23 protein-coding genes and 1 pseudogene are annotated in these 23,415 nt (G+C 66.4%); 13 read left to right on the top strand and 11 right to left on the bottom strand.

Annotated features, from left to right (window positions below; genetic code table 11):
• Nucleotide 1: 1 nt before the first annotated feature.
• Together AB4850_RS12665 and AB4850_RS12660 are read right to left on the bottom strand one after the other, a co-directional pair.
• A complete protein-coding gene (locus AB4850_RS12665) occupies nucleotides 2-982 on the bottom strand; it encodes an FAD binding domain-containing protein (RefSeq protein ID WP_414440150.1) in 981 nt (326 codons plus the stop codon).
• A complete protein-coding gene (locus AB4850_RS12660) occupies nucleotides 982-1,707 on the bottom strand; it encodes a (2Fe-2S)-binding protein (RefSeq protein ID WP_414440149.1) in 726 nt (241 codons plus the stop codon). Before AB4850_RS12660 ends, AB4850_RS12665 begins: the two co-directional genes overlap by 1 nt.
• 1,155 nt (nucleotides 1,708-2,862) lie before the next feature.
• Between AB4850_RS12660 and AB4850_RS12655 the strand changes: the two genes are divergently transcribed.
• Nucleotides 2,863-3,674, top strand: a protein-coding gene (locus AB4850_RS12655) for an IS5 family transposase (RefSeq protein ID WP_414440148.1) whose coding sequence is annotated in 2 segments (ribosomal slippage) — nucleotides 2,863-3,202 and nucleotides 3,202-3,674 — 813 coding nt in all. Because the reading frame shifts where the segments join, the coding sequence is not laid out codon by codon here.
• Nucleotides 3,675-3,781: 107 nt separating this feature from the next.
• Here AB4850_RS12655 and AB4850_RS12650 read toward each other — a convergent pair.
• The 4 genes from AB4850_RS12650 to AB4850_RS12635 all read right to left on the bottom strand — a co-directional run bounded on the left by AB4850_RS12650 (nucleotide 3,782) and on the right by AB4850_RS12635 (nucleotide 6,269).
• Complete coding sequence (locus tag AB4850_RS12650) at nucleotides 3,782-4,162, bottom strand: hypothetical protein (RefSeq protein ID WP_414440147.1); 381 nt, start codon at nucleotides 4,160-4,162, stop codon at nucleotides 3,782-3,784.
• Nucleotides 4,163-4,373: 211 nt separating this feature from the next.
• Nucleotides 4,374-4,784: a DUF4279 domain-containing protein gene (locus AB4850_RS12645; RefSeq protein ID WP_414440146.1), complete on the bottom strand. Its 411-nt coding sequence runs from the start codon at nucleotides 4,782-4,784 to the stop codon at nucleotides 4,374-4,376.
• Nucleotides 4,785-4,985: 201 nt separating this feature from the next.
• Complete coding sequence (locus AB4850_RS12640; protein ID WP_414440145.1) at nucleotides 4,986-5,366, bottom strand: hypothetical protein; 381 nt, start codon at nucleotides 5,364-5,366, stop codon at nucleotides 4,986-4,988.
• 306 nt (nucleotides 5,367-5,672) lie between these two features.
• Complete coding sequence (locus AB4850_RS12635; protein WP_414440144.1) at nucleotides 5,673-6,269, bottom strand: DUF2628 domain-containing protein; 597 nt, start codon at nucleotides 6,267-6,269, stop codon at nucleotides 5,673-5,675.
• A gap of 140 nt (nucleotides 6,270-6,409) precedes the next feature.
• Between AB4850_RS12635 and AB4850_RS12630 the strand changes: the two genes are divergently transcribed.
• Nucleotides 6,410-7,975, top strand: coding sequence for a methyl-accepting chemotaxis protein (locus AB4850_RS12630; RefSeq protein WP_414440143.1), 1,566 nt, complete (start codon nucleotides 6,410-6,412; stop codon nucleotides 7,973-7,975).
• Nucleotides 7,976-8,049: 74 nt separating this feature from the next.
• On the opposite strand, the gene AB4850_RS12625 is transcribed toward AB4850_RS12630, so the two are convergent.
• Nucleotides 8,050-9,192, bottom strand: coding sequence for a porin (locus AB4850_RS12625; protein WP_414440142.1), 1,143 nt, complete (start codon nucleotides 9,190-9,192; stop codon nucleotides 8,050-8,052).
• Between the two features lie 269 nt (nucleotides 9,193-9,461).
• Here AB4850_RS12625 and AB4850_RS12620 point away from each other — a divergent pair, with 269 nt between their 5' ends.
• Nucleotides 9,462-10,175 (top strand): response regulator, encoded by a 714-nt coding sequence (locus AB4850_RS12620; protein WP_414440141.1) that lies wholly within the window; start codon nucleotides 9,462-9,464, stop codon nucleotides 10,173-10,175.
• 120 nt (nucleotides 10,176-10,295) lie between these two features.
• Here the strand turns inward: AB4850_RS12620 and AB4850_RS12615 are convergent, their stop codons facing one another.
• Nucleotides 10,296-11,000 carry an SDR family oxidoreductase gene (locus AB4850_RS12615; protein ID WP_414440140.1) on the bottom strand — a complete coding sequence of 235 codons (705 nt, stop codon included), beginning with the start codon at nucleotides 10,998-11,000 and terminating at the stop codon, nucleotides 10,296-10,298.
• 110 nt (nucleotides 11,001-11,110) lie between these two features.
• Nucleotides 11,111-11,698 carry a TetR/AcrR family transcriptional regulator gene (locus tag AB4850_RS12610; protein WP_414440139.1) on the bottom strand — a complete coding sequence of 196 codons (588 nt, stop codon included), beginning with the start codon at nucleotides 11,696-11,698 and terminating at the stop codon, nucleotides 11,111-11,113.
• Nucleotides 11,699-12,093: 395 nt separating this feature from the next.
• Here AB4850_RS12610 and AB4850_RS12605 point away from each other — a divergent pair, with 395 nt between their 5' ends.
• The 8 genes from AB4850_RS12605 (at nucleotide 12,094) to AB4850_RS12570 (ending at nucleotide 18,664) form a co-directional block, all read left to right on the top strand.
• Nucleotides 12,094-12,408, top strand: coding sequence for a hypothetical protein (locus tag AB4850_RS12605; protein ID WP_414440138.1), 315 nt, complete (start codon nucleotides 12,094-12,096; stop codon nucleotides 12,406-12,408).
• A 105-nt stretch (nucleotides 12,409-12,513) separates the two neighbouring features.
• Nucleotides 12,514-12,864 carry a hypothetical protein gene (locus tag AB4850_RS12600; RefSeq protein ID WP_414440137.1) on the top strand — a complete coding sequence of 117 codons (351 nt, stop codon included), beginning with the start codon at nucleotides 12,514-12,516 and terminating at the stop codon, nucleotides 12,862-12,864.
• Nucleotides 12,865-12,878: 14 nt separating this feature from the next.
• Entirely contained in the window at nucleotides 12,879-13,439 is a 561-nt protein-coding gene (locus AB4850_RS12595) for a hypothetical protein (protein ID WP_414440136.1), read from the top strand.
• A 16-nt stretch (nucleotides 13,440-13,455) separates the two neighbouring features.
• Nucleotides 13,456-13,812: a hypothetical protein gene (locus AB4850_RS12590; RefSeq protein WP_414440135.1), complete on the top strand. Its 357-nt coding sequence runs from the start codon at nucleotides 13,456-13,458 to the stop codon at nucleotides 13,810-13,812.
• A 343-nt stretch (nucleotides 13,813-14,155) separates the two neighbouring features.
• Nucleotides 14,156-15,697, top strand: coding sequence for an RAD55 family ATPase (locus tag AB4850_RS12585; RefSeq protein ID WP_414440134.1), 1,542 nt, complete (start codon nucleotides 14,156-14,158; stop codon nucleotides 15,695-15,697).
• A 6-nt stretch (nucleotides 15,698-15,703) separates the two neighbouring features.
• The gene (locus AB4850_RS12580) at nucleotides 15,704-16,069 is read left to right on the top strand and encodes a response regulator (RefSeq protein ID WP_414440133.1); all 366 of its coding nucleotides are present in this window, start codon (nucleotides 15,704-15,706) and stop codon (nucleotides 16,067-16,069) included.
• Nucleotides 16,070-16,407: 338 nt separating this feature from the next.
• Complete coding sequence (locus AB4850_RS12575) at nucleotides 16,408-16,992, top strand: biliverdin-producing heme oxygenase (RefSeq protein WP_414440132.1); 585 nt, start codon at nucleotides 16,408-16,410, stop codon at nucleotides 16,990-16,992.
• A complete protein-coding gene (locus AB4850_RS12570; protein ID WP_414440131.1) occupies nucleotides 16,931-18,664 on the top strand; it encodes an ATP-binding protein in 1,734 nt (577 codons plus the stop codon). Before AB4850_RS12575 ends, AB4850_RS12570 begins: the two co-directional genes overlap by 62 nt.
• A gap of 67 nt (nucleotides 18,665-18,731) precedes the next feature.
• Here the strand turns inward: AB4850_RS12570 and AB4850_RS12565 are convergent, their stop codons facing one another.
• Complete coding sequence (locus AB4850_RS12565; protein ID WP_414440130.1) at nucleotides 18,732-19,172, bottom strand: response regulator; 441 nt, start codon at nucleotides 19,170-19,172, stop codon at nucleotides 18,732-18,734.
• A gap of 67 nt (nucleotides 19,173-19,239) precedes the next feature.
• Nucleotides 19,240-21,597, bottom strand: a complete 2,358-nt coding sequence (locus AB4850_RS12560; RefSeq protein ID WP_414440129.1) for an ATP-binding protein — start codon at nucleotides 21,595-21,597, stop codon at nucleotides 19,240-19,242.
• Nucleotides 21,598-21,812: 215 nt separating this feature from the next.
• Here AB4850_RS12560 and AB4850_RS12555 point away from each other — a divergent pair.
• A pseudogene (locus AB4850_RS12555) lies at nucleotides 21,813-22,163 on the top strand (transposase); the annotation flags it as partial.
• A gap of 359 nt (nucleotides 22,164-22,522) precedes the next feature.
• Nucleotides 22,523-23,323 carry a YkgJ family cysteine cluster protein gene (locus AB4850_RS12550; protein WP_414440128.1) on the top strand — a complete coding sequence of 267 codons (801 nt, stop codon included), beginning with the start codon at nucleotides 22,523-22,525 and terminating at the stop codon, nucleotides 23,321-23,323.
• The last annotated feature ends 92 nt before the right edge of the window (nucleotides 23,324-23,415 follow it).

Raw genomic sequence — 23,415 nt, 5'->3', positions numbered from 1 at the left:
CTCAGGCGGTGATCGTTTGCAGGTTGCGCACCACGGCCTGCTGGCCGAGCGCGATCTTGAAGCCGTTCTGGCCGTAGTCGTGCGCGCCCTGCATCGCCAGCGCCGCGGCGTGCGCGAAGCTGTCGAGCGTGGCGGGCTGGCCGGCCAGCGCGCGTTCGGCCGCCAGCGCGCGCCACGGCTTGGTGCCCACGCCGCCGAGCGCGAGCCGCGCCGTTTCGATCGTGCCGCCGCGCACCACCACGATGGCCGCGCTCGACGCCAGCGCGAACTGGTAGGACGCGCGATCGCGCAGCTTCAGGTAGGCCGAGCGGCTGCCGGCCAGCGGCGCGTCGAGCACGAGGTGCGTGACCATCTCGCCTTCGTCGAGCGCGTGTTCGCGCCACGGCGTGCTGCCCGGCAGCAGATGGAAATCGAGGAAATCGATCTCGCGCTCGCCGCGCGGGCCTTGCACCTGCACGCGCGCGCCGATCGCCGCCATCGCCACGCACATGTCGGACGGATGCGCGGCGATGCAATGCTCGCTGCCGCCGAGCACCGCGTGCACGTTGCGGTTCAGGCCGCCGATCGCGGCGCAGCCCGAGCCCGGTTCGCGCTTGTTGCACGGCGAGACGCCGTCGCGGAAATAGCCGCAGCGTACGCGCTGCATCAGGTTGCCGGCGGTGGTGGCCTTGTTGCGCAGTTGCGTGCTTGCGCCGGACAGCAGCGCCTGCGACAGCACCGGGTAATCGCGTCGGATGCGCTCGTCGCGCGCGAGCGTGGTGTTGCTGACCATCGCGCCGATCCGCACGCGGCCGTCGGGCAGCGGCTCGATGGCGTCGAGCTTGAGCTTGTGGATGTCCACCACGCGCGCCGGGCGCATCACGTCGAGCTTCATCAGGTCGAGCAGCGTGGTGCCGCCCGCCAGGAATACGGTGTGATCCTGCGCGCGGGCGGCCAGGGCGTTGGCGACGCTGTCGGCGCGCACGTAGTCGAAGTTGCGCATCAGGCGTCCCTCCCGCCGTTGCCGAGCTTGCTGCGCGCATCCTGGATCGCTGCGACGATGTTGCGATACGCGCCGCAGCGGCAGATGTTGCCGCTCATCGCTTCGCGCACCGAGTGGTCGTCGGCGGGGATGCGTGCGTCGCGCAGCACGGCCACCGCGCTCATCATCTGGCCGGCCGTGCAGTAGCCGCACTGGTAGGCGTCGTGATCCCAGAACGCCTGTTGTACCGGATGCAGGTGGCCGTTGCGGGCCAGCCCTTCGACGGTGGTGACTTCGTCGCCGTCGTGCATCAGCGCGAGCGACAGGCACGAGTTCACGGCCACGCCGTTGACGTGCACGGTGCACGCGCCGCATTGGCCGTGGTCGCAGCCTTTCTTGGTGCCGGTCAGTTGCAGCGTGTCGCGCAGCAGGTCGAGCAGGATCACGTTCGGCGCGACGCGCAGTTGATGTGAGACGCCGTTGACGGTGACGTGCAGGTTCGGGTCGGTGGCATCGGCGACGGTGGGCGGTGCGGCGGGCGCGGGTGGTGCGTCGAGTTCGGCGGCGGCCGCACCGGGCAGCCAGCCGCCGGTGCCGGCGGCGGCCACGCCCGAGGCGCCTGCCTGCAGGAAGCGGCGGCGCGACAGCGCGGGGCGGGACGCGGTGGGGTGGTCCTGGTGGGCGGATGCGGTGGCGCCGCTGCCGCCTCCAGCCTCGGGGGCGAGCGGTTTCGGATCGAGGGTCATCGGCGGGCTTCCGGTGTTTGTGCGGTATCGGTGGGGAGGCGCGTCGCAGTGCGGCAGTGCGCGCGCGATGTCGATTAGACCGCTTTGCGCGAGGTGGGACTAGTCGTGTTTTGTTGCAAGAGGTGTGAAGGAAAACTCATCAATCGCGGGGGAAATGGTTTCGTGTACAACCAGATGGGGGTGGGGGAGGTGGCGCTATATGTGGGGGATATTTCGGGGTGCGATTTATTGGGGGGCGGGGGCAAGTGGTGTGCCTGGGGGCGGTGAATAGAGCGTTGCAGAGTGCTGCTGTGCGATGGCGGTGGCGTCAGGTGGGCGTCATCGCGCTGTGCCGGTCATTGCGTTAGGCGCGGGAGTTCTTGTGGCGACGTGCAGGGAAAATCGACGACTTGTGTGCGGTCACGGCATCGGCGACGGTACGGGATGCTGGAGTTGGTGAGGTTGGTTTGCCGCGATGCCACTGTGGTGGAATCTTGCTGCTTCTGATTGGCGGTGGCCGACGCGTAGCGGTCAGTTGCAGTTCTCATTAACGGTCATTCGGTGAACGCATGCTCATCCTTGACGCGCCTCAAGGACCTCGTCGAACCGCTGTTCAATCTTGAGTAACGGCTATTGGACAGTCTGATCGCAGCCACGCGTCGAGGAACTCCAACGACATCGGCAAATGTCGCAACGCGTCCGAGGACAGCCTTTAGTAACGCGGACCAACGCTCCCGCCGCGGGCCGTTCAAAACACGCCCGCGCCTGCGGCAGCAGCGGTAATAATTCGCCATCGGCGGAGATTAATCCCTCGAGATGAATAGCAGTTGGAAGTGCAAGATCAAATTCCACGCCATAAAAAGTAGCCGCTGACGGGTTAGCTGTCGCTCCCGAAGTGGTCACCGCGAGAGCAATGAGTACGCATATTTTCCGCATTGGAGTCTTATGTCTGCCATACGGCCAGATCTCTCAACTTTTTCCCATTGTCGACGATGTATCGACGTAGATTGTCGACGATTTAGCTACGTGCCTCGATGGTCCCTTTCTGGCCGGAAACCGGCTGATACGGCCGACGGTTTTCGACCCTAAGAAGCTGTTGCGAAATTAGGTTTTGGGTCTGTTAAACTTTTCCGACTTGGTGTTAACTTTCTGTCTTGTTTTGCCCAACAGGAAGCGATGCCGAAAGAACTGATAGACGACGAATTGTGGTCACTCATCGAACCGCTGCTGCCGGTGCGAGCACCACGCAATCGCCAGTATGCAGGCCGCAAACCGACACCCGACCGCGCGGTGCTGGCAGGCATTGTGTTCGTGTTGCGCTCGGGCATTGCGTGGAATCTACTCCCGCAAGAAATGGGATGTGGTTCAGGCACGGCTTGCTGGCGACGGCTCGTGGCGTGGCAACAGGCCGGCGTCTGGCAACGCATCCACGAAACGTTGCTGGCCGAGTTGCGTCGCCGTGGCGAAATCGACCTCTCGCGTGCGCTCGTCGATAGCTCATCGATCCGCGCCGTACTGGCGGGAAAAAAACCGGCCCGAATCCCACGGACCGGCGCAAGCTCGGCAGCAAACACCACCTCATCGTCGACGCGCAAGGCATCCCGCTCGCGGTCATCCTGAGTGCAGCAAACCGTCACGACATTACCCAGCTTGATGCGCTGGTCGATGCCATTCCACACATCAGGGGCAAGCGGGGACGTCCGCTGCGCAAGCCGCAAATCATACAAGGCGACCGGGGCTACAGTTCTGAGCCCCATCGGCAGCGCTTGCGTGAGCGCGGCATCACGCCGATGCTCGCAAAAATCGGCGCGCCACATGGCAGTGGACTGGGAAAAACACGTTGGCCAGTGGAGCGTTCGATTGCCTGGTTGCACTCGTTTCGACGGCTCAAAATTCGTTATGAACGCTACGCTCATGTACACGAGGCCTTTATGTCTTTGGCTTGTGCCTTGATTTGCTGGACACGTCTCAAATCTCTGGATAACTAATTTCGCAACAGCTTCTAAGCGGAATTAGCCGATACGAGCCTCGCAGGCGGATAGTAGACAGTCAAATTGCTTGCGCCGCTTGTGCGCAGGTCCTGCAGACTTATGGCCTACGATGACTTGTTGTGATCTGGCGAGAAAGGCCGAAGCTCGTTTTCTAAAGGTAGGTTTGAAGGGGCATCGCCCGCGAGCCCGTAGACCTCGATGCCACTCAACAAACCACCGCTCTCGAAAATAAATATCCCGGCCGGTGCTTCGTCTGGCCCGAAGATAAAATCCCCCAGGATATGTACGCCCGGTGGTGCTGGTTTGTGGCCCTTGATCTGAAAATTGATGGACCCACAACCGCAGGGACAGCGCCATGGCGTGACCTGGGCCGATACAAGTTGTTCAAAAAACTCTCTCGCCATCGGCTCGCCGTGCTCAAGCATCCAATGAGCGAGCGACATTTCGGATGCGGTCAATGGGCGGTTGTGTTCGAGAGTATCCATGGAGTGAGAATTCAGTCGGTGTTCGCCAGTCTAACAGCCAGAAATAGGTATTTATCCACTCTCGGCGGAGACACCCAAAACGGACATTAGTGAGCGACTCAAATTGGCCGGGAGCGGCACGGCGCGACCGGCCGTAGCCGACCCATTACGGACGAACAGCGACTGGGGGGATTGGCCGCTCAAAAAACGAGCTATTTTGGTAAAAATGGACTTAGTCTGGTCCGTAAATGTCGAGCCCAAGCTTGACGCCTCGCTCGCCCAGCAGCAAAAGCGATGCCGGCGAGATTAAGAGCCCCTCGTTGTCACTGCCCATAAAGAGTCCGCAAAACAGATCAATCGAGTAACGCTCAGCTAATCCATTCCAAACTTCAAGATCGTCCGTTAGTTGGGAGAGAATGTCGGCAATCTGACCATCGAGGTCTTCCGGTTCACATGGCTTCGCCAGTAAGCGCCACATTCCAAACCTGGCGATTCGAATTTGTTCAGATTTTTTGCCAATAATTGGCTCTCCCTTGAGCTGGCAGAGCGTCGGAAGACAACCGAGCAGGTTACTGATTTCAGTCGGGACAAGGTCGTCTCCTGAAATCCTGAGTGATGCAACAGACTTATGCAAATGAGCCATTTCCGCAGTTTCTCGCATTTGGTGCCGAAGATTGTGGCTATTCTGGCGGCATGGATTCACCGACCGCTCCCGGCCGGAAGCGGCCGGCGTGACCGGCCGTATCCGACCCGAAGCGGAATTAGCCGGTACGAGCTTCGCAGGCGGATAGTAGACTGTCAAATTGCTTGCGCCGCTTGTGCGCAGGTCCTGCAGACTTATGGCCTACGATGACTTGTTGTGACCTGGCGAGAAAGGCCGAAGCTCGTTTTCTAAAGGTAGGTTTGAAGGGGCATCGCCCGCAAGCCCGTAGACCTCGATGCCACTCAACAAACCGCCGCTCTCGAAAATAAATATCCCGGCCGGTGCTTCGTCTGGCCCGAAGATAAAATCCCCCAGGATATGTACGCCCGGTGGTGCTGGTTTGTGGCCCTTGATCTGAAAATTGATGGACTCACAACCGCAGGGACAGCGCCATGGCGTGACCTGGGCCGATACAAGTTGTTCAAAAAACTCTCTCGCCATCGGCTCGCCGTGCTCAAGCATCCAATGAGCGAGCGACATTTCAGATGCGGTCAATGGGCGGTTGTGTTCGAGAGTATCCATGGAGTGAGAATTCAGTCGATGTTCGCCAGTCTAACAGCCAGAAATAGGTGTTTATCCACTCTCGGCGGAGACACCCAAAACGGACATCAGTGAGCGACTCAAATTGGCCGGAAGCCGACAGCCGTATCCTTCTGGTCCCGTTTACGTATGAAGCCAACCCCATTCATCGTTTAGAGGAGGCGAAAAATCCAAATAAATAAAATCTACGGCATATAATTAATTTCTGTTGGCAGTCCAGTTAGTCTTGATAAGGGCGCTAATTAAATGCAAGAATATCGCGCGCGAAATCCATGATCCCTAACCCCCTCAAACCCGAACCCACCCCTTCCTCTCCAGAATCCGGCAATGCCATCGATTCGCAGCCACCCCGCAATAAACCGCAAACCCGATACTGGCAACCGTAGCAATCAAATCCACGGTCCCGTTGATCATGGAAGCGAAGCCAATCGCGACATCCACCACGAACAGCACCAGTGCCAGCAGCCAGAGTTTCCGGTTGGCTGCCCAAATGAATCCGAGCAGGGCGGCGAGCCAACTGAACCCGGTTGGCACCGATACGACGTCCTGTTTGGATGGATGTCGAAAATAAATCCGTTTGGCCATGATGGAATTGATTTCTATCCGAAAGAGGAAGAGCAGGGCGCCCGTCCCGGTGCATTCATCATATATCGGCGAGGGCAGAAGCAACTTTAAACCGTAGCCTTCCCGAATCCGAAAACAAATTGAAAATCCGCTACAAAAACGGATTCCTTTCAAAATGCCAACTGCCGAGTTATCTAGCCATCGCGGCATCGGCCATTCGATGCGCCGACGAATCCAGTAACCCGAGAACCAAGAAACACCAGCCTCCGAGCCCCCCCGTCGCAATTCCACCAATCCCCGTCGCATCCCGGCAAAAGTCAAAAATCCCCGCATCCGTTAGCACGCAATGAGGCATGCGGCGTCCGCATGCCGGCTCCCGCGCGCGATGCCCGGGCCATCGTTTCCTTCGAGTTCAGCAGGCGGTGCGTGCCACGCCGCGCCTGCGCTTTTCCTGGCCGACCATGTTTCGAACCCTCACGATCCGCGGCGGGCTCGCCGCCACGATTGCCGGCTGTACCGCGCTGCTGATGCTGGTGATCGCGGCGGCGGCGTTCTCGCTCGTCAAGAGCAACGGCGCGCTCGACGCGATGTACCGCGACGACACCGCCTCGGTGGTGCATCTGAAGACCAGCTCGGAACGGATGCTGATGATGCGCGTCGGCCTGGGCAACGTCGAACAGATCATCAGCGCGGGCAAGCCGGCCGCCGACGACATCCACCGCCTGCATGCGCTGCTCGACGACAGCAACCGCGAACTGGCCGCCTACCGCGCGCTGCATCAGCCCGACGCGGCGGAAAAGGCCCTGCTCGACACGCTGCTCGCGAAGCGCGAGCGGCTGTTGTCGCAGGCGTTCGAGAAGGGGCTGAAGCAGCTCGACAGCGACAACCTGGTCGATTTCCTCGGCACCCAGCGCGACATGCCGGCGGCATGGTTCGATGAATACCAGCAGGCGCTGACGGCGCTGGAGGCGCTCCAGGTCGACCGCCAGCGCGCGCGCTACGAGCAGGCGGCAAGCCGCTTCGGCATGGCGCTGACGGCGTTCGGCATCGCCGGGGTGGTGGCGCTGGTGGCGGGCTTCGTCGCGCATCGCGGGCTGACGCGCGCGATCGTGCGACCGATCGATGCGGCGGTCGGGCATTTCGCGAAGATCGCGGCGGGCGACCTGACCGGGCGCATCGACACGGGCCGCGGCAACGAGATGGATCGCCTGCTGACCGCGCTCGACGCGATGCGCCAGCGCGTGGCCGGGGTGGTGGGCGAGGTGCGCGCGGGCACCGATGCGATCCGGCTCGACGCGCGCGACATCGCGGGCGGCAACCGCGATCTGTCGTCGCGCGCGGGCGAGCAGGCCTCGTCGTTGCAGCAGGCGGCGGCCAGCATGGAGCAACTGACGGCGACGGTCCGCCAGAACGCCGACAACGCCCACGACGCCAGCGAACTGGCGACACGCGCGTCCGATATCGCGTCGCGCGGCGGCGAGGTGGTCAAGCAGGTGATCCGCACCATGGATTCGATCTCGGACAGCTCGACGCGCATCGTCGGCATCGTCGGCGTGATCGAGTCCATCGCCTTCCAAACCAATATCCTGGCGCTGAACGCGGCCGTCGAGGCGGCGCGCGCGGGCGATCAGGGGCGCGGCTTCGCGGTGGTGGCGTCGGAAGTGCGCATGCTGGCGCAGCGCTCGGCGTCGGCGGCCAAGGAGATCAAGGAACTGATCGTGGCGTCGTCCACCAATGTCGACGAGGGCAGCGCGCTGGTGATGCGCGCCGGCGCGACCATGGACGAAATCCTGCAGGCGGTGCGCAGCGTCAACGCGATCATGGCCGACATCAGCCTGGCGTCACGCGAGCAATCGTCCGGTATCGAGTTGGTCAACGCGTCGGTGGTGCAGATGGAGGCCAGCACCGCCCACAACGCAGCGTTGGTGGAAACGGCGTCGGCCACCTCGGCTTCGCTGGAGCGGCAGAGCGAGAGCCTGCACGCGGCCGTGTCGTGGTTCCGCGTGGCCGACGGCGCGGCGGCTTGAAGGACTGAACGCTCAAGCACCTGGGTGCTTGAGCGGCCAAGCGGGGCGCACCCACACGCCCCGCCGCACCACCGTCAGAACTTGTGACGCATCCCGATCCCCACCACCGTCTGCTGATTGGTAGTAGACGGCGTCTGCCCGCTGACATCGGCCCCCAACCCCGAACCATCCGGCGCGATGCGCTCGTAACTGACCTGCGCATACAGATCGGTCGTCTTCGACAGCAGGTAATCGGCCTGCATCGACACCTCGTGCCAATGCGGGCGATGCCCGCCCGTCGCGTTCGAGATCGCACCCTGCGTGTAGGTGTACTCACCATTCAGGCTGAACGCAGGCGTCAACAGATAGCGTGCATTGACTTCGTAGTTGCTGAAGCTCGCGCCCTGGCCGTTCTGCGCGAGGCTCAGGCCGTTCGCGCCGTTGATGGTGGCGAGGCCGCCCAGTTGCGTGCGGGTCCAGACGAAGCCGAGCAGCGCCTGGCCGAGCCGATAATTGACGCCCGCGCCGTAGGTGCGCTGCAGCGCCGCCACGAAGGTGCGCTCGGTCAGCGTGATCGCGCCGTTGGTATTGGCGCTGCCGCCGTTGTTGGCCTGCAGATAGCCGGCCGCCACCGTCAGCGGGCCGGTGTGATACGCGGCGCCCGCGCTGTAGACGCGGTTGTCGCTGAAGCCGCCGGCCTCGTTCGAGAACGCGTAGAGCGTGCCGAACGTCAGGCCGTGGAAATCGGGGCTGGCGTACTTGACGGCGTTGTTCACGCGGAACGAGTTGTTCAGGTTGTCGTTGTCGTACGGGTGCGCCGACAGGTTGTTGCCGCCCGGGTGATGGCCCGTGAAGCTCAGTGGCGCGAGGTAGTCGACCAACGCGTCGTACTGGCGGCCGAACGTCAGCGTGCCGAGGTCACGGTTCGCCAGGCCCGCCCACGATTGAAAGCCGAACAGCCGCCCGCCCTGGCGCAGCGAGCCATTCATCACGCTGAAGCCGTTCTCCAGCGTGAATACCGCCGAGGTGCCCCCGCCCAGGTCCTCGCGCCCGGCGAAGCCCCAGTGGCTGCCCGTCACCGAGCCGCTGGCCGCCTGGAACTGCTTGTTGCCGCCCGCGTTGCTCGTATACACGAGCCCGGCGTCGATGATGCCGTACAGCGACACGCTGCTCTGGGCGTGCGCCGTGCAAGTGATCAGGGCCGCACAGGCGGCGACGGCGAGGGTCGTCTGCTTCATGAATGTCTGTCGTCGGAAAGGAACAGCGAGGGTCGGGCGCCGGCCGGTGCGGGTCGCGGCGCAAGAAGTCCGGTGTCGTGGAATGGCCTGGCCGGTTTCGCTGCAAGCAGTGAAACCGGCCAAAACGGCGTGCTATATTCCGAAACACGAACGATTTCTATTTACAGCGCGAGACTCTAAGGGCGGCTTGTAATGGCGATGTGTTGGCGCCATGCCTTTTTGTAATGGATTGCGTTGGCGCGACCCTCGCGCTTTCCCCAGACATGACGATGGATCACATCCTGGTCGTTGACGACGACCCCCATATCCGGCAATTGCTGCAGGATTACCTGCGCGAAATGGGCTATCAGGTGCAGGTAGCCAGCGACGGCACGCAGATGAAGCAAATCCTGCGGCGCACCGCGATCGACCTGATCGTGCTCGACCTGATGCTCGACGGCGAGGACGGCCTCGACATCACGCGCGACCTGCGCCGCGAACACGGCGTGCCGATCATTATCCTGTCCGCGCGGGGCGGCCTGCTCGACCGGATTCTCGGCCTCGAAATGGGCGCCGACGATTACCTGCCCAAACCGTTCGATCCGCGCGAGCTGGTCGCCAAGATCAAGGTGGTGCTGCGCCGCACGCGCGCCATGCCCGGCGAGCGTACGGTCGACGCCAGCGCCTGGATTCGCTTCGCCGGCTGGCGGCTCGATACGCGCATGAAGCAACTGCTCGCGCCGGACGGCCTGGTGGTGTCGCTGGGCGGCTCCGACTACCGCACGCTGCGCACGCTGCTCGACCATCCGAACCGGCCGCTGTCGCGCGAATTCCTGCTCGACCGCGTGTTCGACAAGGGCCTCACGCCGCTCGACCGCTCGATCGACGTGTGCGTGAGCCGGCTGCGCCAGACCCTCAACGACAACGCCCGCCAGGCCACGCTGATCCGCACCGTGCGCAACGCGGGCTACATGCTGGTGGCGGAGGTGGGCTACGAGGCGTGAGCGGGGTTCGATGACCCGGCGCGCATGATGGCGCGGCCGGTGTGAAGAAAACGTCAATGAAACGTCGATGCGTGGCGGGCGGGGCGGCAATCGGGTGGCGCCGCCCGCCATCGCCAAGCTTCAACCGGCCAGCACGTCCTTCAGGTAGACCCCGCCCGACAGCGCGGCCTTGACCTGCCGCGTCGGCTCGTCCACCAGCACTTCCTCTTCGCCCGCTTCCACCGCATCGAGCGCCACGCGGATCACGTCCTCCGGGCGCGCCTTCGGCACGTCGAACGCGCGAATCATGTCGGTATCGATATAGCCGGCGTGGAAGCCCGTCACCCGCGTGCCCTGCGCGCGCAGCTCGTGGCGCAGGCCGTTGGTCAGCGCCCATGCGGCGGCCTTGCTGACGCCGTAGCCCGCGATCATCGGCGTGTTGGCCCAGCTCAGGATCGACAGCATGTTCAGCAGCGCGCCGCCGCCGTTGCGCCCGAGAATGCCGGCGAACGCGCGCGTCACGTTCAGCATGCCGATCAGGTTGGTGTTCAGTTGCTCGTGCAGCACGGCCGGGCCTTCGTCCGACAGCAGGCTGCCGATCCGGCCGATCCCCGCGTTGTTGATCAGCACCGTGACGTCGCCGCACTCGCGCGCGGCCGCCTCGGCCTGCGCGGCGTCGGTCACGTCGAGCCGGATCGGCGTCACGCCGGGCAGCGTCACCGTCGACGGGTCGCGCGCCGCCGCGTAGACCTTCTTCGCGCCGCGCGCCAGCGCCTGTTTCGCGAGTTCGAGGCCGAGGCCGCGATTCGCGCCCGTAATGAAAACCACCGCACCTTCGAGTTTCATGAGAAGCATCCTTTCGCGCCGAGCGCGTCGTGTTGATATGACGATCATCATATTTTCGGGCGAACCCGGGCGTCGGCCGTGATCGTCGTCGGCCGGCGCGGAAAACGGAATCAGGCGGGGGCGTAGCGGTGCAGCAGTTCCTGCTTGGCAGCGCTCAGCACGGCGCGGCCGGCGTCGTTGTCGCCGAGCGTGCGAGCCAGTTGCAGCGCGCCGAGCAGCGTGCTGACGATGGCCCAGGCGGCGTCGGCGGCGAGGCCGTCCGGCAGCGCCCGTTGCACGTGGCGGTGGAGATACTGCACGACCTGCCGCGAGGCGCCGACCACGGCCTCGGATTGGATCGGCATCTCCGAGGACAGCGCCGCCACCGCGCAGCCTTGCTCGCGGTCGGCGATCACGCCGTCGTACAGATAGGTTTCGATCATCGCGCGGAACGGATCGACGCCCGCCGCCACCAGCCGCGCGGCCTGCGCTTCCATGACGGCGATGCTGTCGCCGGCCGCCTGGTCGAGCGCGGCGCACAGCAGCGCGTCGCGCGAGGCGAAGTGCGCATAGAAGCCGCCGTGCGTGAGGCCGGCTTCCTTCATCACGTCGGCGATGCCCACGCCGTGAAACCCGGCGCGCCGCACGGCGCGGCTGCCGACATCAAGGATGCGTTCGCGGGTGGCTTCCTTGCGGGTACGGGCGGCGGACGGTTTCATCGCTGGGTTTATATGATGATCGTAATATGACGTGCATCATATGAGATGCGGCCGGGGCGGCGCAAGCAATTTTTCATGGGGCGCGAACGATCGGGGGCGATGGCGCGTGTGGCCGGCCCGGGTCGATTTCGGCTCGCGTTCGAGTGCGATTCCCTGGCTCGCTTTTCCCTTGTTTGCGCGGTTCGTAAAAAAGCACGTCTGTCCGAAATCACCTCGGCATTCTGCCGTCCTCCCGCCCTGTTTCAAGCTGGCCCGTTTCTTGCCCTTAGGTATCGCCCATCGAGCTCCAATCGCCCGCTAAACCTTGTGGGCCGGGCGTTTGTCGTCGCGAGGCGGCGTGCCGAATTACTACGGCACCGAGCCGAGGTGTAATTTCTACAAAAAGGAAGAGACCAATGAACGAAGCACTGTTAGTGAGGTTGATTGCCGTCGGGCTGTTCGCGATGGTGTGCTGGTCGATGTGGGATGCCCTCCGGGTGGCTGTGCGCAGCCCGCTGGAAGGCGCGCTGCGTCGCACCCAGACGGTGTTCCGCCTGATGCGGGCGGTGGTGTATGCGGCGCTGCTGTACGTGCTGTCTGCGTGGGGCGCTTACGAGGCCTGGTTCGCGTCGTCGGTGGTGTCGTGGACGCTGGCCACGCTGCTGGTGACGGGCGGGGTAACCGGTTGCTACTTCGGCTGGTGCTTCCTGACCGTGCGGCCGCCGGCCTGAGCGTGAATGCGGCGGCACGGTGGGCCGGGTGCCCCCGTGCCGCTTCCCGAATGGTTGGCGCGCCCGAAGCGCGCACCCAGAGCCTGCCCCTTCTCAGGATTCCCGATGATCGCCACGCAGTCCGCCCACGACGTCCTCACGGCGCTTACGCGCGCCGGCTTCGAATTGAACCTGCCGCTGTCGGTCGCGCCGCTGCGCGAGGAGCGCGACTACCGCGCGCTGGTGGCGGCGGGCCGGATCGGCCTGAACCTGCCGGCCAGCGCCTGGGTGGACACCGAGATATGGGCGGTGGTGGCGGCCTACGTGAACGTGCACGGGCTGGTGGCGATCCGCGAGTTGCAGGCCGACAAGCTGCGCCTGACGCCGTTCGAGACCGGCGCGGCCAACGAGGTGATCGCGCTTGCCGAGCGCATCGCGGCGCTGGCGGTGACGCCGGCTCTGCGCGCGGCGGCCTGAGCACGGAAGCCGCCATGAAGCGACGCCCGCTGAACCGCTCGCAATTGCTGCCGTTGCCGGCCGAAGCCTTGCGCCGCGTGCGCCTGCGCCATCACCTCGCGCTGGCCTCGCTGCGCGGCGCGCAAGCCGCGCCCGAGCAACTGGCGCTGCTGTTGAGCACGGTGCAGATCGCCTATCTGCTGCGTTCGCCGGCAGCCGTGCGCGCGGCGCGGGCCGCCGCGCGGCAGGCCGACGAGGCGGGCGATGGGTGGGAGGCGGGCGAGATCGACGACGAAGCCGCGCCGTACCGCCGCGCGGAACGCGCGCTCGAACAGTGCTACCTCCGCCTGCGCGGCGGCGCGGCCGAGCTGTTGCGCGACGACGAGCGCCGCGAGCTGGAGCGCCTGATGACGGCGTTCGACGCGCGGCTCGCCACGCTGCCGTCGCAGCGCTATCTCGACGCGCAGGCCGAGCTGCACCACTACGTGTTCACCGGGCGCTCGCCGATCCCGGCGGGCCCGTGTGACAGACCGAATTCTGCAATTGCATTGAAAAAAATCGCGCCGCCGAGCGGTGGGCGAGACATCCAGGTTTGACGAATCGAGGTTCCCCATGAACGCAAAATCGATGATGTACCCCCGACCGGACGCCCCGCGCCGGATCGAGGGCGTGGTATTCCATATCGCGCTGAACGGCGGCTGGCTGGAAACGATGGGCATGCCGTTCGAATGCCGCGGCCGCACCTGGGCGGTCCACCGCTCGCCGCTGTTCGCGCCGGACGGCCATCCGCGCTACACCGTGTCCGATATCGAAACGGGCCGCGGCCTGCGCCGCGTGCTCGAACCGACGATCGACGCCGCGCGCGTGGTGGCCACCACGGTGATCGACGCGATGCCGTCGCCGGTCTGGAACAAGATGGTCAGCCACCGGCCTGTGGCATCCGTCCTGATGACTGGCCTGGCGGCCTGAGCGTCGTGCCGGCCATCGTGCCGGCTTTGGCTGGGCGTGGTGGCGGGTGGTCGAGCGGCGAACCGTCGAGGGTTAAGCACCGAGCACTGAGGACTGAGCACCGAAAGCCGAAAGCCGAGCACCGAGCACCAGCGCCGAACTGCCCACCGCCAACCCGCCCAGCGCCTGCGTCCACCCCGACGTCCCCCCGCCCGGTTGCCGCCGGGCGCGGCTTTTGCTGCGATTAAAGACGAGCGGCCCGCACCGCGCACGTTAGAATCGCGGGACTCAAACGCCGCCGCCATCATCGGGCGCGCATGTGCCCGGCCCGCCGGGACTGCCATCGACATCTGAACGACTGAACATGATCCAGGACGAATCCGAGCCGCAACATCCGGCGCCCGACCCACAATCGAGCACGCCGTCCGGGGCGCTCGCACCGCGCGGCATGGGGCTGCCCGAGAACGTGGAGACGGGCGTGCCGGGGCTCGACGAGATCCTCGGCGGCGGCCTGGTGCGTGGCGGCCTTTATCTGATCGAAGGCATGGCCGGCGCGGGCAAGACCATCCTGTCGAGCCAGATCGGTTTCCACCGCGTCAAGCGCGGCGAGCGCGTGCTCTACATGACGCTGATCGCCGAATCGCACGACAAGCTGCTGGGCCACCTGAACGGGCTCGAATTCTTCGATCCGGCCGCCGTCGCCCAGCAGATGATGTTCGTGTCGGGCTATCACGAGCTGATGAAGGACGGCCTCGACGGCTTCCTGAAGCTGATCGCGTCCAGCCTCACGCATTACCGCCCGGGCCTGCTGATCATCGACGGCTTCCGCAGCGCGCGCGAATTCAGCGAAACCGAGCTGTCGCTGTCGAAGTTCATCCACGAGCTGAACGCGCTGGTGGCGGCCATGGGCTGCACCACGCTGCTGCTCGCGCCGCTGTCCGGCAACGAGCCGCACCCCGAACACACGCTGGTGGACGGCCTGATCGAACTGAACCGCTACAGCGACGGCATGCGCCGCGCGCGCGAGATCGAAGTGCACAAGATGCGCGCGCGCAATCACATGCTCGGCAAGCATTTCTTCCGCATCACCGGCCGTGGCCACGCGATGTATCCGCGCCTGGAGGCGCGCTACGCGAATCTCGAGGACGAACGCGACCTGAGCCAACGGCTCGGCACCGGCCTGCCGCATCTCGATCACCTGCTCGGCGGCGGCTTCGTGCGCGGCTCGACCACCACGCTGATCGGCCCGGCCGGCGTCGGCAAGACGCTGCTCGCGCTGCAGTTTCTCCAGGCCGGTGTCGAGCGCGGCGAGAAGGTGGTGTACCTGGGCTTCTACGAATCGCCGCAGCGGCTGGTGGGCAAGGCCGAATCGGTCGGCATCCGGCTGCGCGAAGGCTTCGCGGACGGGCGGCTGATCATGCAGTGGCAGCCGGCCGTCGAACTCGAAGTGGACGAACTGGCCGCCACCACGCTCGATCTGATCCGCAGCTCGGGCGCGGATCGGCTCGTGATCGACGGCATGGAAGGTTTCCGCGATTCGGCGCTGCGGCCCGCGCGCTTCGGGCTGTTCCTGAACGCGTTCACGCACGCGCTGCGCGATTCGGGCATCACCACGCTGCTGACCGAGGAACTGCCGCTCTATGCGGACCCGGCGCACGGCAAGGGCATGCGGCTGTCGGCGCTGACCGAGAACCTGATCCTGCTGCGCTACGTGGAGGCCGACGGCCGCCTGCGCCGCATGGTGTCGGTGGTCAAGCAGCGCGAGAGCGCGCACGACACCTCGCTGCGCGAACTGATCATTACCTCCGATGGCCTCGACGTCACGCCGAACGCGATCGGCGCGTCGGGCCTGCTGTCGTCGCAAGGGTTGACGACCATGCTGCACCGGCCGATGACGGATGGCTAGCCGGCGATGAAAACCATCCTGGTCGTGGACGACGAGTTCGACATGCTGACCGTGTGGCGTCTGCTGCTGGAGCAATGCGGCTACGCGGTCGTCACGGCGTCGAACGGTGCGATCGCGCTCGACCGCATCCGCGAAACCGTGCCGGATCTGATCGTCACCGATTACATGATGCCGGTGATGTCGGGCGTCGAACTGTGCGCGGCGCTGGCGGGCGATCCGCGCTGGCAGGCGATCCCGGTGATCTTCTGCAGCGCGGCGCTCGATTTCCCGCTGGCCCACAATCCGACGATCGACTACGCGCGCAAGCCGTTGGCGTTCGACACGCTGCACGCGATGATCAAGCGGCGTCTCGGCGAGGATGGGGCAGGTTGAGCCGCCGCCAAAGGGCGAGCTTCGCAGGTGATTAAAACGTGCGCCGCCGGCATGAGCGTGAGATAGTCGCGCTGGTGTCGGCGGCGCGCCGCGCCAGGTGCGCTGACCGATTCATCCGCCGCGTTTCATGCCGCTCGCGGCGGAGTTCAACCGAGGAACCGATTCCGATGCCGGACGAATCCCGATTGGCCGATGCCGCCGCAGCATCGCCGTCCCCCGCCATGGCCGGGAGCGCGGCAGCGCCTGCCGCCGATACCGCTCGCGCGCTGTCAGCCGCGGTTCCTGCTTCCGCATCGTCCGCTGTACCCGCCGCTTCCGCCGCTTCCGCCATCCCGCCCGTGCTGGCCGGCTTGCGCGACGCGACCGGCGAGCAGCACGAACAACTCCATCACCTGATGCCGCTGTCGGCGCAATCGGCCGACCTGCGCGACTACCTCGCGCATCTGCTGGTGTTGCGCGCCTGGCTCGCGCCGCTCGAACCTTGGCTCGCCGCGTGCGGCGACGCCGCCGCCGCGCATCCGGCGGCCTTGCCGCTCGTGAGCCGCGTCGCGCTGATCGACGCCGATCTGGCCGCCGCGCCGCACCACGCCGTGCCGCCCGGCCCGGCCGCGGTTGCGCCGTGGTGGCCCGCCGGCGCGAGCAGCGCCTACCGCTGGGGCGTCAGCTATGTGATCGAGGGTTCGCAGATGGGCGGCGCGGTGCTGTATCAGCGCCTGCACGAGCGGCTCGCGCCGCATCCGCTCGGCTTCCTCGCGACCGGCCGCCACGGCTTGTCGGCGCGCTGGAAGGCGTTCGTGCGCAGCCTGGCCGCGGAAGTGGCGACGCCGGCCCAGATCGCCGATGCGTGCCGTGGCGCGAGCGATGCGTTCGATCGCCTGGTGGGCCTGGCCGGTGCGCATCGCGCAGCCACCGTGGCGGCGTGAGGCGGGCCGCACGACCATGAACGATTTCCGCGCCGACGCCTTCGGCCCTTCACATGGCATCGCCGCCCTGAGCGCGGCGGCCGCCGCCTTCGATTGCCTGCCCGAAGCCTATCTGATCGTCAACGCGCGGCACGAGGTGGTGCTGGCGAACCGACGCTATCTGGAGTTGCTCGGCGTGTCGCTCGACGCGGTGGTCGGCCTGCACATCCACGATATCAACCAGTTCGGCACGGCCGCGCAGCGCGAGGCGCGTCGCGAATGGCTCGACGACGCCCTGCAGGCGCCGCCGGGTCGCGAATCGTCGTGGTCGCCGGTGTTCCGCTACGAGATGCCGATGCCGTCCGAAGGCGGCGAGCCGGCGCAGGTGCCGCGCTACTGGCGCATCAAGACCACGCCGCTGGTATCGGCCGATCCGGTGCTGGCCGGCGCGATGGCGGTGCTCGTCAGCGAGGCCACCGATCATGTGGCCGAGTACGAACGCGATCAGCGCGAGCGCGCCAAGCTGCGCTCGCAGGCGCAGTTGCGCCAGGTGGTGGCCGACGAGGCGCGCGCCCAGTTGCGCGAGCACCAGGAACGGCTCGAGATCGCGATGGCGTTCTCGCAGGTCGGCGCGTGGGAGCTGGAGCCGCTGACCGGCCGCATCGAATGCACGGACCAGTGCCGCACCAATCTCGGCGTGGCGCCCGGCGAGGCGCTCACGCGCGATCGCTGGTTCGACGAGATCGTCCATCCGGACGACCGCGCCCGCCTGCACGCGGCGATGACGCAGGCGTTCGACGCGCACGGCCAGTTCGAGGTGGATTTCCGGGTGGGCTGGCGGGTCGGCGCGCCGCGCTGGATTCTCGTGCGCGGCGTGGCCCGTTATCACGGCAACGGCGTGCTCAGTTCGGTGCTCGGTTTCACGCTCGATATCACCGACCGCAAGCAGGCCGAACTCGAAAGCCAGGCCACGGCGGCGGCCGAGAAGCGCGCGCGCGAGGAAAGCGAACGCATGGCCACCGCGATGGATCACTTCATCACGACGGTCAGCCACGAGCTGCGCTCGCCGCTCAATGCGATCCTGACCTGGTGCGAACTGATGCGGCGCTCGCCCGAGCCGTCGCTGGTGGCGCGCGCGGGCGAGGTGATCAACCGCAACGGCCGCCAGCTCGCGCACATGGTGGACGACCTGCTCGACAGCGGCGCGATCGTGACCGGCAAGCTGTCGGTGTTCCCGCGCCCGGTCGATCTCGGCGCGCTGGCCGGCATCGTGATCGAGGACATGCGGGTGATGATCGAGGCGAAGGGGCTGACGCTGCTCGCCGACCGCCTGATGCCGGCCACCGTGATGGCCGACGAACACCGCATGAAGCAGATCGTCTGGAACCTGCTGACCAATGCCGTGAAGTTCACGCAGGAAGGCACCATCGAGGTGTCGATCGCGTACGTGGGCGATCAGGTGGAGCTGGTGGTGAGCGACACCGGCCGCGGGATCGAGGCCGGCATGCACGAGCGCGTGTTCGAGCGCTTCCAGCAATCCACCGTCGACGGCGGTGGCCGCGTCGCCGGGCTGGGCCTCGGCCTGTGGCTGGCGCGCAATCTGATGGACCGGCAGGGCGGCGAGATCGTCGCCGAGAGCGACGGGCCGGCGCAGGGCGCGACGTTCCGCGTGCGTTTGCCGAAGTTCGTCTGACCGGGTTGGCCGGCAAGGGCTGCCGCAAAGCGGCGACGCGAGGCGCGGCAGGCCTCGCGCGGCGGCGTCAGCGTTGCTGGTAGGGCGGCGGTTCGTTCAGCACCGCCCAGAACATGCCGAGATCGTTGATCGCGGCCATGAAATCGTCGAACGCCACCGGCTTGACGACATAGGCATTCACGCCGAGATCGTAGCTGCGCAGCAGATCCTGCTCTTCCCGCGACGACGTGAGCATCACCACCGGAATGTGGCGCAGGCTGGCGTCGCCGCGCACGCTCTTGAGCACTTCGTGCCCGTCGATCTTCGGCAGCTTCTTGTCGAGCAGGATCACGGCCGGACTCTGGTCGGGCCGGTCGGCCCACTTGCCTTCGCGGCGCAGGAACTGCAGCGCTTGCTCGCCGTCCCGCACCGAAACCACGGGGTTCGCGAGCCGCGTCTTTTCGAGCGCGATCATCGTCAGTTCGATGTCGTCAGGGTTGTCTTCCACCAGAAGAATCGGTCTTAACACACTTGCTCCGTTACTTGAATTGCCGATGCCGGGATGAGGCCCGCATCGGGCTGTCGTGCGACACGCGTTATTTCTGATCTTTCGGCACCGGTTTCGAACGTCGCGCCGGTGCCAGCGCTTCGAGCCGGGCGGCGGCGCTGTTCGCGCTTTCCTCGAATTCCGTCTCCGAGCCGGCAAACACCCGCGGCAGCGAAAACGAGATCGTCGCGCCCTGTTCGAGCTCGCCGTGCGCCCATACCTGGCCACCGTGCCGCTCGACGATCCGTTTCACGGAAGCAAGACCGATGCCTGTGCCTTCGAATTCATCGACATGGTGCAGCCGCTGGAACACGCCGAACAGCTTGTCGACATAGCGCATGTCAAAGCCCACGCCGTTGTCGCTGACGAAGAACACGTCCTGCCCGGCCAGCTCGTTTTGGCCCGCGTAGCGTCCGATCTCGATGCGCGCGGGGGTGCGAGAGGCGGAGAATTTTACAGCGTTCTCCACCAAATTACGCAGTACCAGGTGGATCAGCACCGGGTCGGCCATCACCGCGCCGAGCGCGCCGGCCTGCCAGACGATGCTGCGCGGGGCGGCGTCCTTGTCGGCGTCGGCGATCAGCGTGGCCAGCATCGCGTCGAGATCCACGCGCTGCGGGCGCAGCGCCGAGCGGCCCATGCGCGAGAACGACAGCAGGTCGTCCACCAGCTTGCCGCCCACCCGCGCCGAATTGACGATCCGGTCGACGAAGTGCCGGCCGCGCTCGGACAGGTTCGCCGTCTCCATTTCCTGCAGGAGATCGGCGAACCCGACGATATGGCGCAGCGGCGCGCGCAGGTCGTGCGAGACGGTGTACGAGAAGCCTTCGAGTTCCTGGTTGGCGCGGCCCAGTTCGAGCGCCAGCTCGGCCAGTTCCTCGGCGCGGCGCAGCACGATGCCGAGCAGCGCGGCGCGGAAATCGAGCGCGATCTCGCGTTCGGCCGGCCGCCACGGCGGGGAGAAGCCGCGCACGGTGTCGGTCCATACGTCGAAGCTCTTGCGCGGCGACAGCGAATCGGCCATCGGCGCGAGTTTCTCGCGCGGGTCGCCGGCCCATTTGATGGTCTTCACCACCTCGGGCCGGAACCACACGATGTAGTTGCGGAACAGGCGCGAGATCGACACGGCCAGCGCGCCCGCGTAATCGGGGCTGGCGTCGAGCACCGGCACGTCGCGGGCCAGGTTGTCGGTCCAGAACATTTCCTCGATCTGGGTGTCGAGCCATTTGACCAGCTCGCCCACCTGCGCCTCCGACGGCGTGACGCCGGCCAGCACCACGCGGCCCTCGAACACGATCGCCACGCCCGCCGCATGCGTGAGCTTGAGCAGATCGCGCGGGTCGGCGGCCAGCGCGTCGACGAAGCTTTCCGTATCGGCCATCGAGGCCAGCAGCCGCGCCAGCATGTGCCGCAGGTCGAGCCGCAGTTCGGCCTCGGCGTGATCCTCCTTGGCCTCGATCTGCAGCGACAGCACCTGCGCGATGTGCTCGCAGGCCGTGCGCACCTCGAACGGCGGCACGCGCGCGGTTTCGTGGTGGCACGAGATCAGCCCCCACAGCTTGCCGCGCACGACGATCGACATCGACATCGACGAATACGTGCGCATGTTCTTCATGTACTGCACGTGCACCGGCGAGACGCTGCGCAGCGATGCGTAGGTCAGGTCGGTGGGGCGGCCCGTCGACGGATGAAGCGGCGGCACCAGCGGCACCGGTCGGTAATCGGCGTCGGCGATCAGGCGGATGCGGTTGCGCACGTACAGCGCGCGCGCCTGCGAGGGGATGTCGGAGGCCGGGAAGTGCTGATCGGCGTACGACGCGTAGCCCGGCTCGATGCGCTCGGCCAGCACGTGGCCGTTGCCCTGCTCGTCGAAGTTGTAGACCAGCGTGCGGCCGAAGCCCGTGATGCGCTGCACTTCGCTGGCGGCCAGATCGGCCAGGCCGGCGGTGGTCTGCACGTCCTGCAACTGGTTGATGAACGTGCGCACCAGCGGATACATCGACGAGAACACCTCGGTGGTGCCGCGCGCGGGCTCCAGTTCGACGATCGCGAGGCCATCGTGGCGGTGCACGATGATCGCGAACGGCGACGGGCGGGGGTGGCCGGCGCGCGGGTCGTCCATCGAGCCGACGTAGAGCGGCAGGCCGTTCGGGTCGTGCTCGTGCAGCGCGGCGAGGATGGCGGCCGCCCAGGTTGCGCCGACGAAGCTCGCCAGCGGGCGGCCGGGCAGCGCGTCGGGTGCGCCGCCCACCAGTTCGACGGCGTTTTCGCTGGCCTGCAGGACGCGGCCATCGTCGTCGATCGACAGGAGGAAACCGTGCGGCTGGATGCCGCCGGGGATGTGAATGGGTTCGCGTGCGCAGTCGGCGTCGTTCGCATCGAAAACAGACGGGATCGGGGCTGCCATGGGCTCTCCGGGCTGGGGTGTCGGCATTTTCGCACAGCGGGCGGGTGCGCTGTGGCTGGGAGCCGCGCCGGGCGGGGCGGGCGCGGCACTGCGTGCGATCACAGAATGCCCGCTGCACGGGCCTGCCGATCTTGCGCGTGGACCGGATTTACAGGACAGACAAGGGCAGGGTGGCTCGCTTTAATGAGCACCGAGAATTCCAATCCGAGAGAGCCATGAACGAAGCGATGCCGACGCTCGACGACGCGCTGTGGTCGATGATCCAGCCTCTGATTCCCCCGGCCAAGGCGCGTCGCACGCGCTACCCGGGCCGCAAGCCGCTGGGGGATCGTGCCGTGATGGCCGGCATCCTGTACGTGCTCGAAACCGGCATTCCGTGGGGGCAACTGCCGCAGGAGATGGGTTTCGGCTCGGGCATGAGCTGCTGGCGGCGCTTGCGCGACTGGCAGCAGGCCGGCGTGTGGGCCCAGATCCACGCCGTGCTGATGGGCCAGATGCGCTCGGCGGCGCGTGTGGACTGGTCGCGCGTGCAGATCGAATCGCGGCCGAAGCGCGCGGCCGGGGCCGAGGTGCGCGCCGCCGTGATCGCGGCCGCCGAAGCGGAAGCACCGCAGATCGGTTTCGGCGTGCAGCCGGCCGGCGCGGCCTGTCCGCCGCCGCCGATCTCGGCGCTGGCGCCCGTTTCGGTGCCGATCTCCGCGCCGGCTCCGGTGCCGGCGCCCGTGCTGGCCGTTCAGCCCGCGCCGCGCGTGGTTCAGCCGCAACGCGGCGCCCCCGAGGCCGGTTGAGCGGGGCAGCGCGGGACGGAGCGTTTTGGGGGCCATTCAGGGGGGCACCCACGGCCGCCCGAAACTCGCTATAGTTCGTCGCCAGAATCAGGCCGCCTTCGACACGACAGCGGCCGACGCGACGAACGAGGTCCCCGTTGAGCGATATCCCGTTTCACTGCACGTCGTGCGGCAATTGCTGCCACGACCTGCGCCTGCCCGTCACGCCCGCCGAAGCCCGTACCTGGCTCGAACGCGGCGGCCGCGTCGACATCCTCTGCGAAGCCGTGCCCTGGCTCGCCGAACCCGAACCCGACAACGCCTTCGGCCATTACAAGCGCGACCGCAGCTTTGCCGCCGCGAGCGGTTCGCTGCCGATTCGCGTGGACATGACGCTGGCCGCCTCGTTCTCCGGCCCGTGCCCGAACCTCGACGACGCCATGCGCTGCACGGCCTACGAGATCCGGCCGATGGTGTGTCGCGTGTATCCGGCCGAGATGAACCCGTTCATTCCTCTGGTGCCCGCCAACAAGGGCTGCCCGCCCGAGGCGTGGGCATCGACGCAGCCGCTGATCGCCGGCGGCGTGATCGTCGAGGCCTCCGCGCGCGAGGCCGCCGAGCGCAGCCGTGTCGAGCAGGCGCGCGCCGCGCCGGCCAAGCGGGCGATTTGCGAGGCGCTCGGCATCGGCCAGGCGTCGGTGTCGAACGAGGGCTTCCTGATCCTGTCGCCGGAGCCGGCGCGCTTGCTCGACGTGCTGCACGCGCTGCCGGCCGACATGATCGAGCCGGGCGAGCCGAACGAGGCCACCGTCGACACGCCGTCGTCCACCGACTGGACGCTCGTGACCAATCGCCAGCAGACCGTCGACGCGCTCGCGCAGGTCGGCGCGAGCGGTGCGCTCGACCGCGCGCAGCCGCCCGGCGCGTTTCTCTACTTCGGGATGTTCGACGCGTCCTGAGCGTCGCCGGGCCGCCGTCGTGGCGGCCCGACTCGCTTGATTTCCTGCCGGCGGGGCGTTCGCTCCGCCGCCACGCCTCTCGGCGTTCTCCT

Origin of the sequence: Burkholderia sp. 22PA0106, from assembly GCF_047497155.1 — a bacterium.
GTDB lineage: Bacteria > Pseudomonadota > Gammaproteobacteria > Burkholderiales > Burkholderiaceae > Burkholderia.
This window is presented reverse-complemented; position numbering and strand designations above follow the sequence as displayed.

What these genes read in the sequence shown, in the direction of transcription:
- AB4850_RS12665 (WP_414440150.1), bottom strand. Translation starts at nt 982, where the DNA reads ATGCGCAACTTCGACTACGTGCGCGCCGACAGCGTCGCCAACGCCCTG.
- AB4850_RS12660 (WP_414440149.1), bottom strand. Translation starts at nt 1,707, where the DNA reads ATGACCCTCGATCCGAAACCGCTCGCCCCCGAGGCTGGAGGCGGCAGC.
- AB4850_RS12650 (WP_414440147.1), bottom strand. Translation starts at nt 4,162, where the DNA reads ATGGATACTCTCGAACACAACCGCCCATTGACCGCATCCGAAATGTCG.
- AB4850_RS12645 (WP_414440146.1), bottom strand. Translation starts at nt 4,784, where the DNA reads ATGGCTCATTTGCATAAGTCTGTTGCATCACTCAGGATTTCAGGAGAC.
- AB4850_RS12640 (WP_414440145.1), bottom strand. Translation starts at nt 5,366, where the DNA reads ATGGATACTCTCGAACACAACCGCCCATTGACCGCATCTGAAATGTCG.
- AB4850_RS12630 (WP_414440143.1), top strand. Translation starts at nt 6,410, where the DNA reads ATGTTTCGAACCCTCACGATCCGCGGCGGGCTCGCCGCCACGATTGCC.
- AB4850_RS12625 (WP_414440142.1), bottom strand. Translation starts at nt 9,192, where the DNA reads ATGAAGCAGACGACCCTCGCCGTCGCCGCCTGTGCGGCCCTGATCACT.
- AB4850_RS12620 (WP_414440141.1), top strand. Translation starts at nt 9,462, where the DNA reads ATGGATCACATCCTGGTCGTTGACGACGACCCCCATATCCGGCAATTG.
- AB4850_RS12615 (WP_414440140.1), bottom strand. Translation starts at nt 11,000, where the DNA reads ATGAAACTCGAAGGTGCGGTGGTTTTCATTACGGGCGCGAATCGCGGC.
- AB4850_RS12610 (WP_414440139.1), bottom strand. Translation starts at nt 11,698, where the DNA reads ATGAAACCGTCCGCCGCCCGTACCCGCAAGGAAGCCACCCGCGAACGC.
- AB4850_RS12605 (WP_414440138.1), top strand. Translation starts at nt 12,094, where the DNA reads ATGAACGAAGCACTGTTAGTGAGGTTGATTGCCGTCGGGCTGTTCGCG.
- AB4850_RS12600 (WP_414440137.1), top strand. Translation starts at nt 12,514, where the DNA reads ATGATCGCCACGCAGTCCGCCCACGACGTCCTCACGGCGCTTACGCGC.
- AB4850_RS12595 (WP_414440136.1), top strand. Translation starts at nt 12,879, where the DNA reads ATGAAGCGACGCCCGCTGAACCGCTCGCAATTGCTGCCGTTGCCGGCC.
- AB4850_RS12590 (WP_414440135.1), top strand. Translation starts at nt 13,456, where the DNA reads ATGAACGCAAAATCGATGATGTACCCCCGACCGGACGCCCCGCGCCGG.
- AB4850_RS12585 (WP_414440134.1), top strand. Translation starts at nt 14,156, where the DNA reads ATGATCCAGGACGAATCCGAGCCGCAACATCCGGCGCCCGACCCACAA.
- AB4850_RS12580 (WP_414440133.1), top strand. Translation starts at nt 15,704, where the DNA reads ATGAAAACCATCCTGGTCGTGGACGACGAGTTCGACATGCTGACCGTG.
- AB4850_RS12570 (WP_414440131.1), top strand. Translation starts at nt 16,931, where the DNA reads ATGCGTTCGATCGCCTGGTGGGCCTGGCCGGTGCGCATCGCGCAGCCA.
- AB4850_RS12560 (WP_414440129.1), bottom strand. Translation starts at nt 21,597, where the DNA reads ATGGCAGCCCCGATCCCGTCTGTTTTCGATGCGAACGACGCCGACTGC.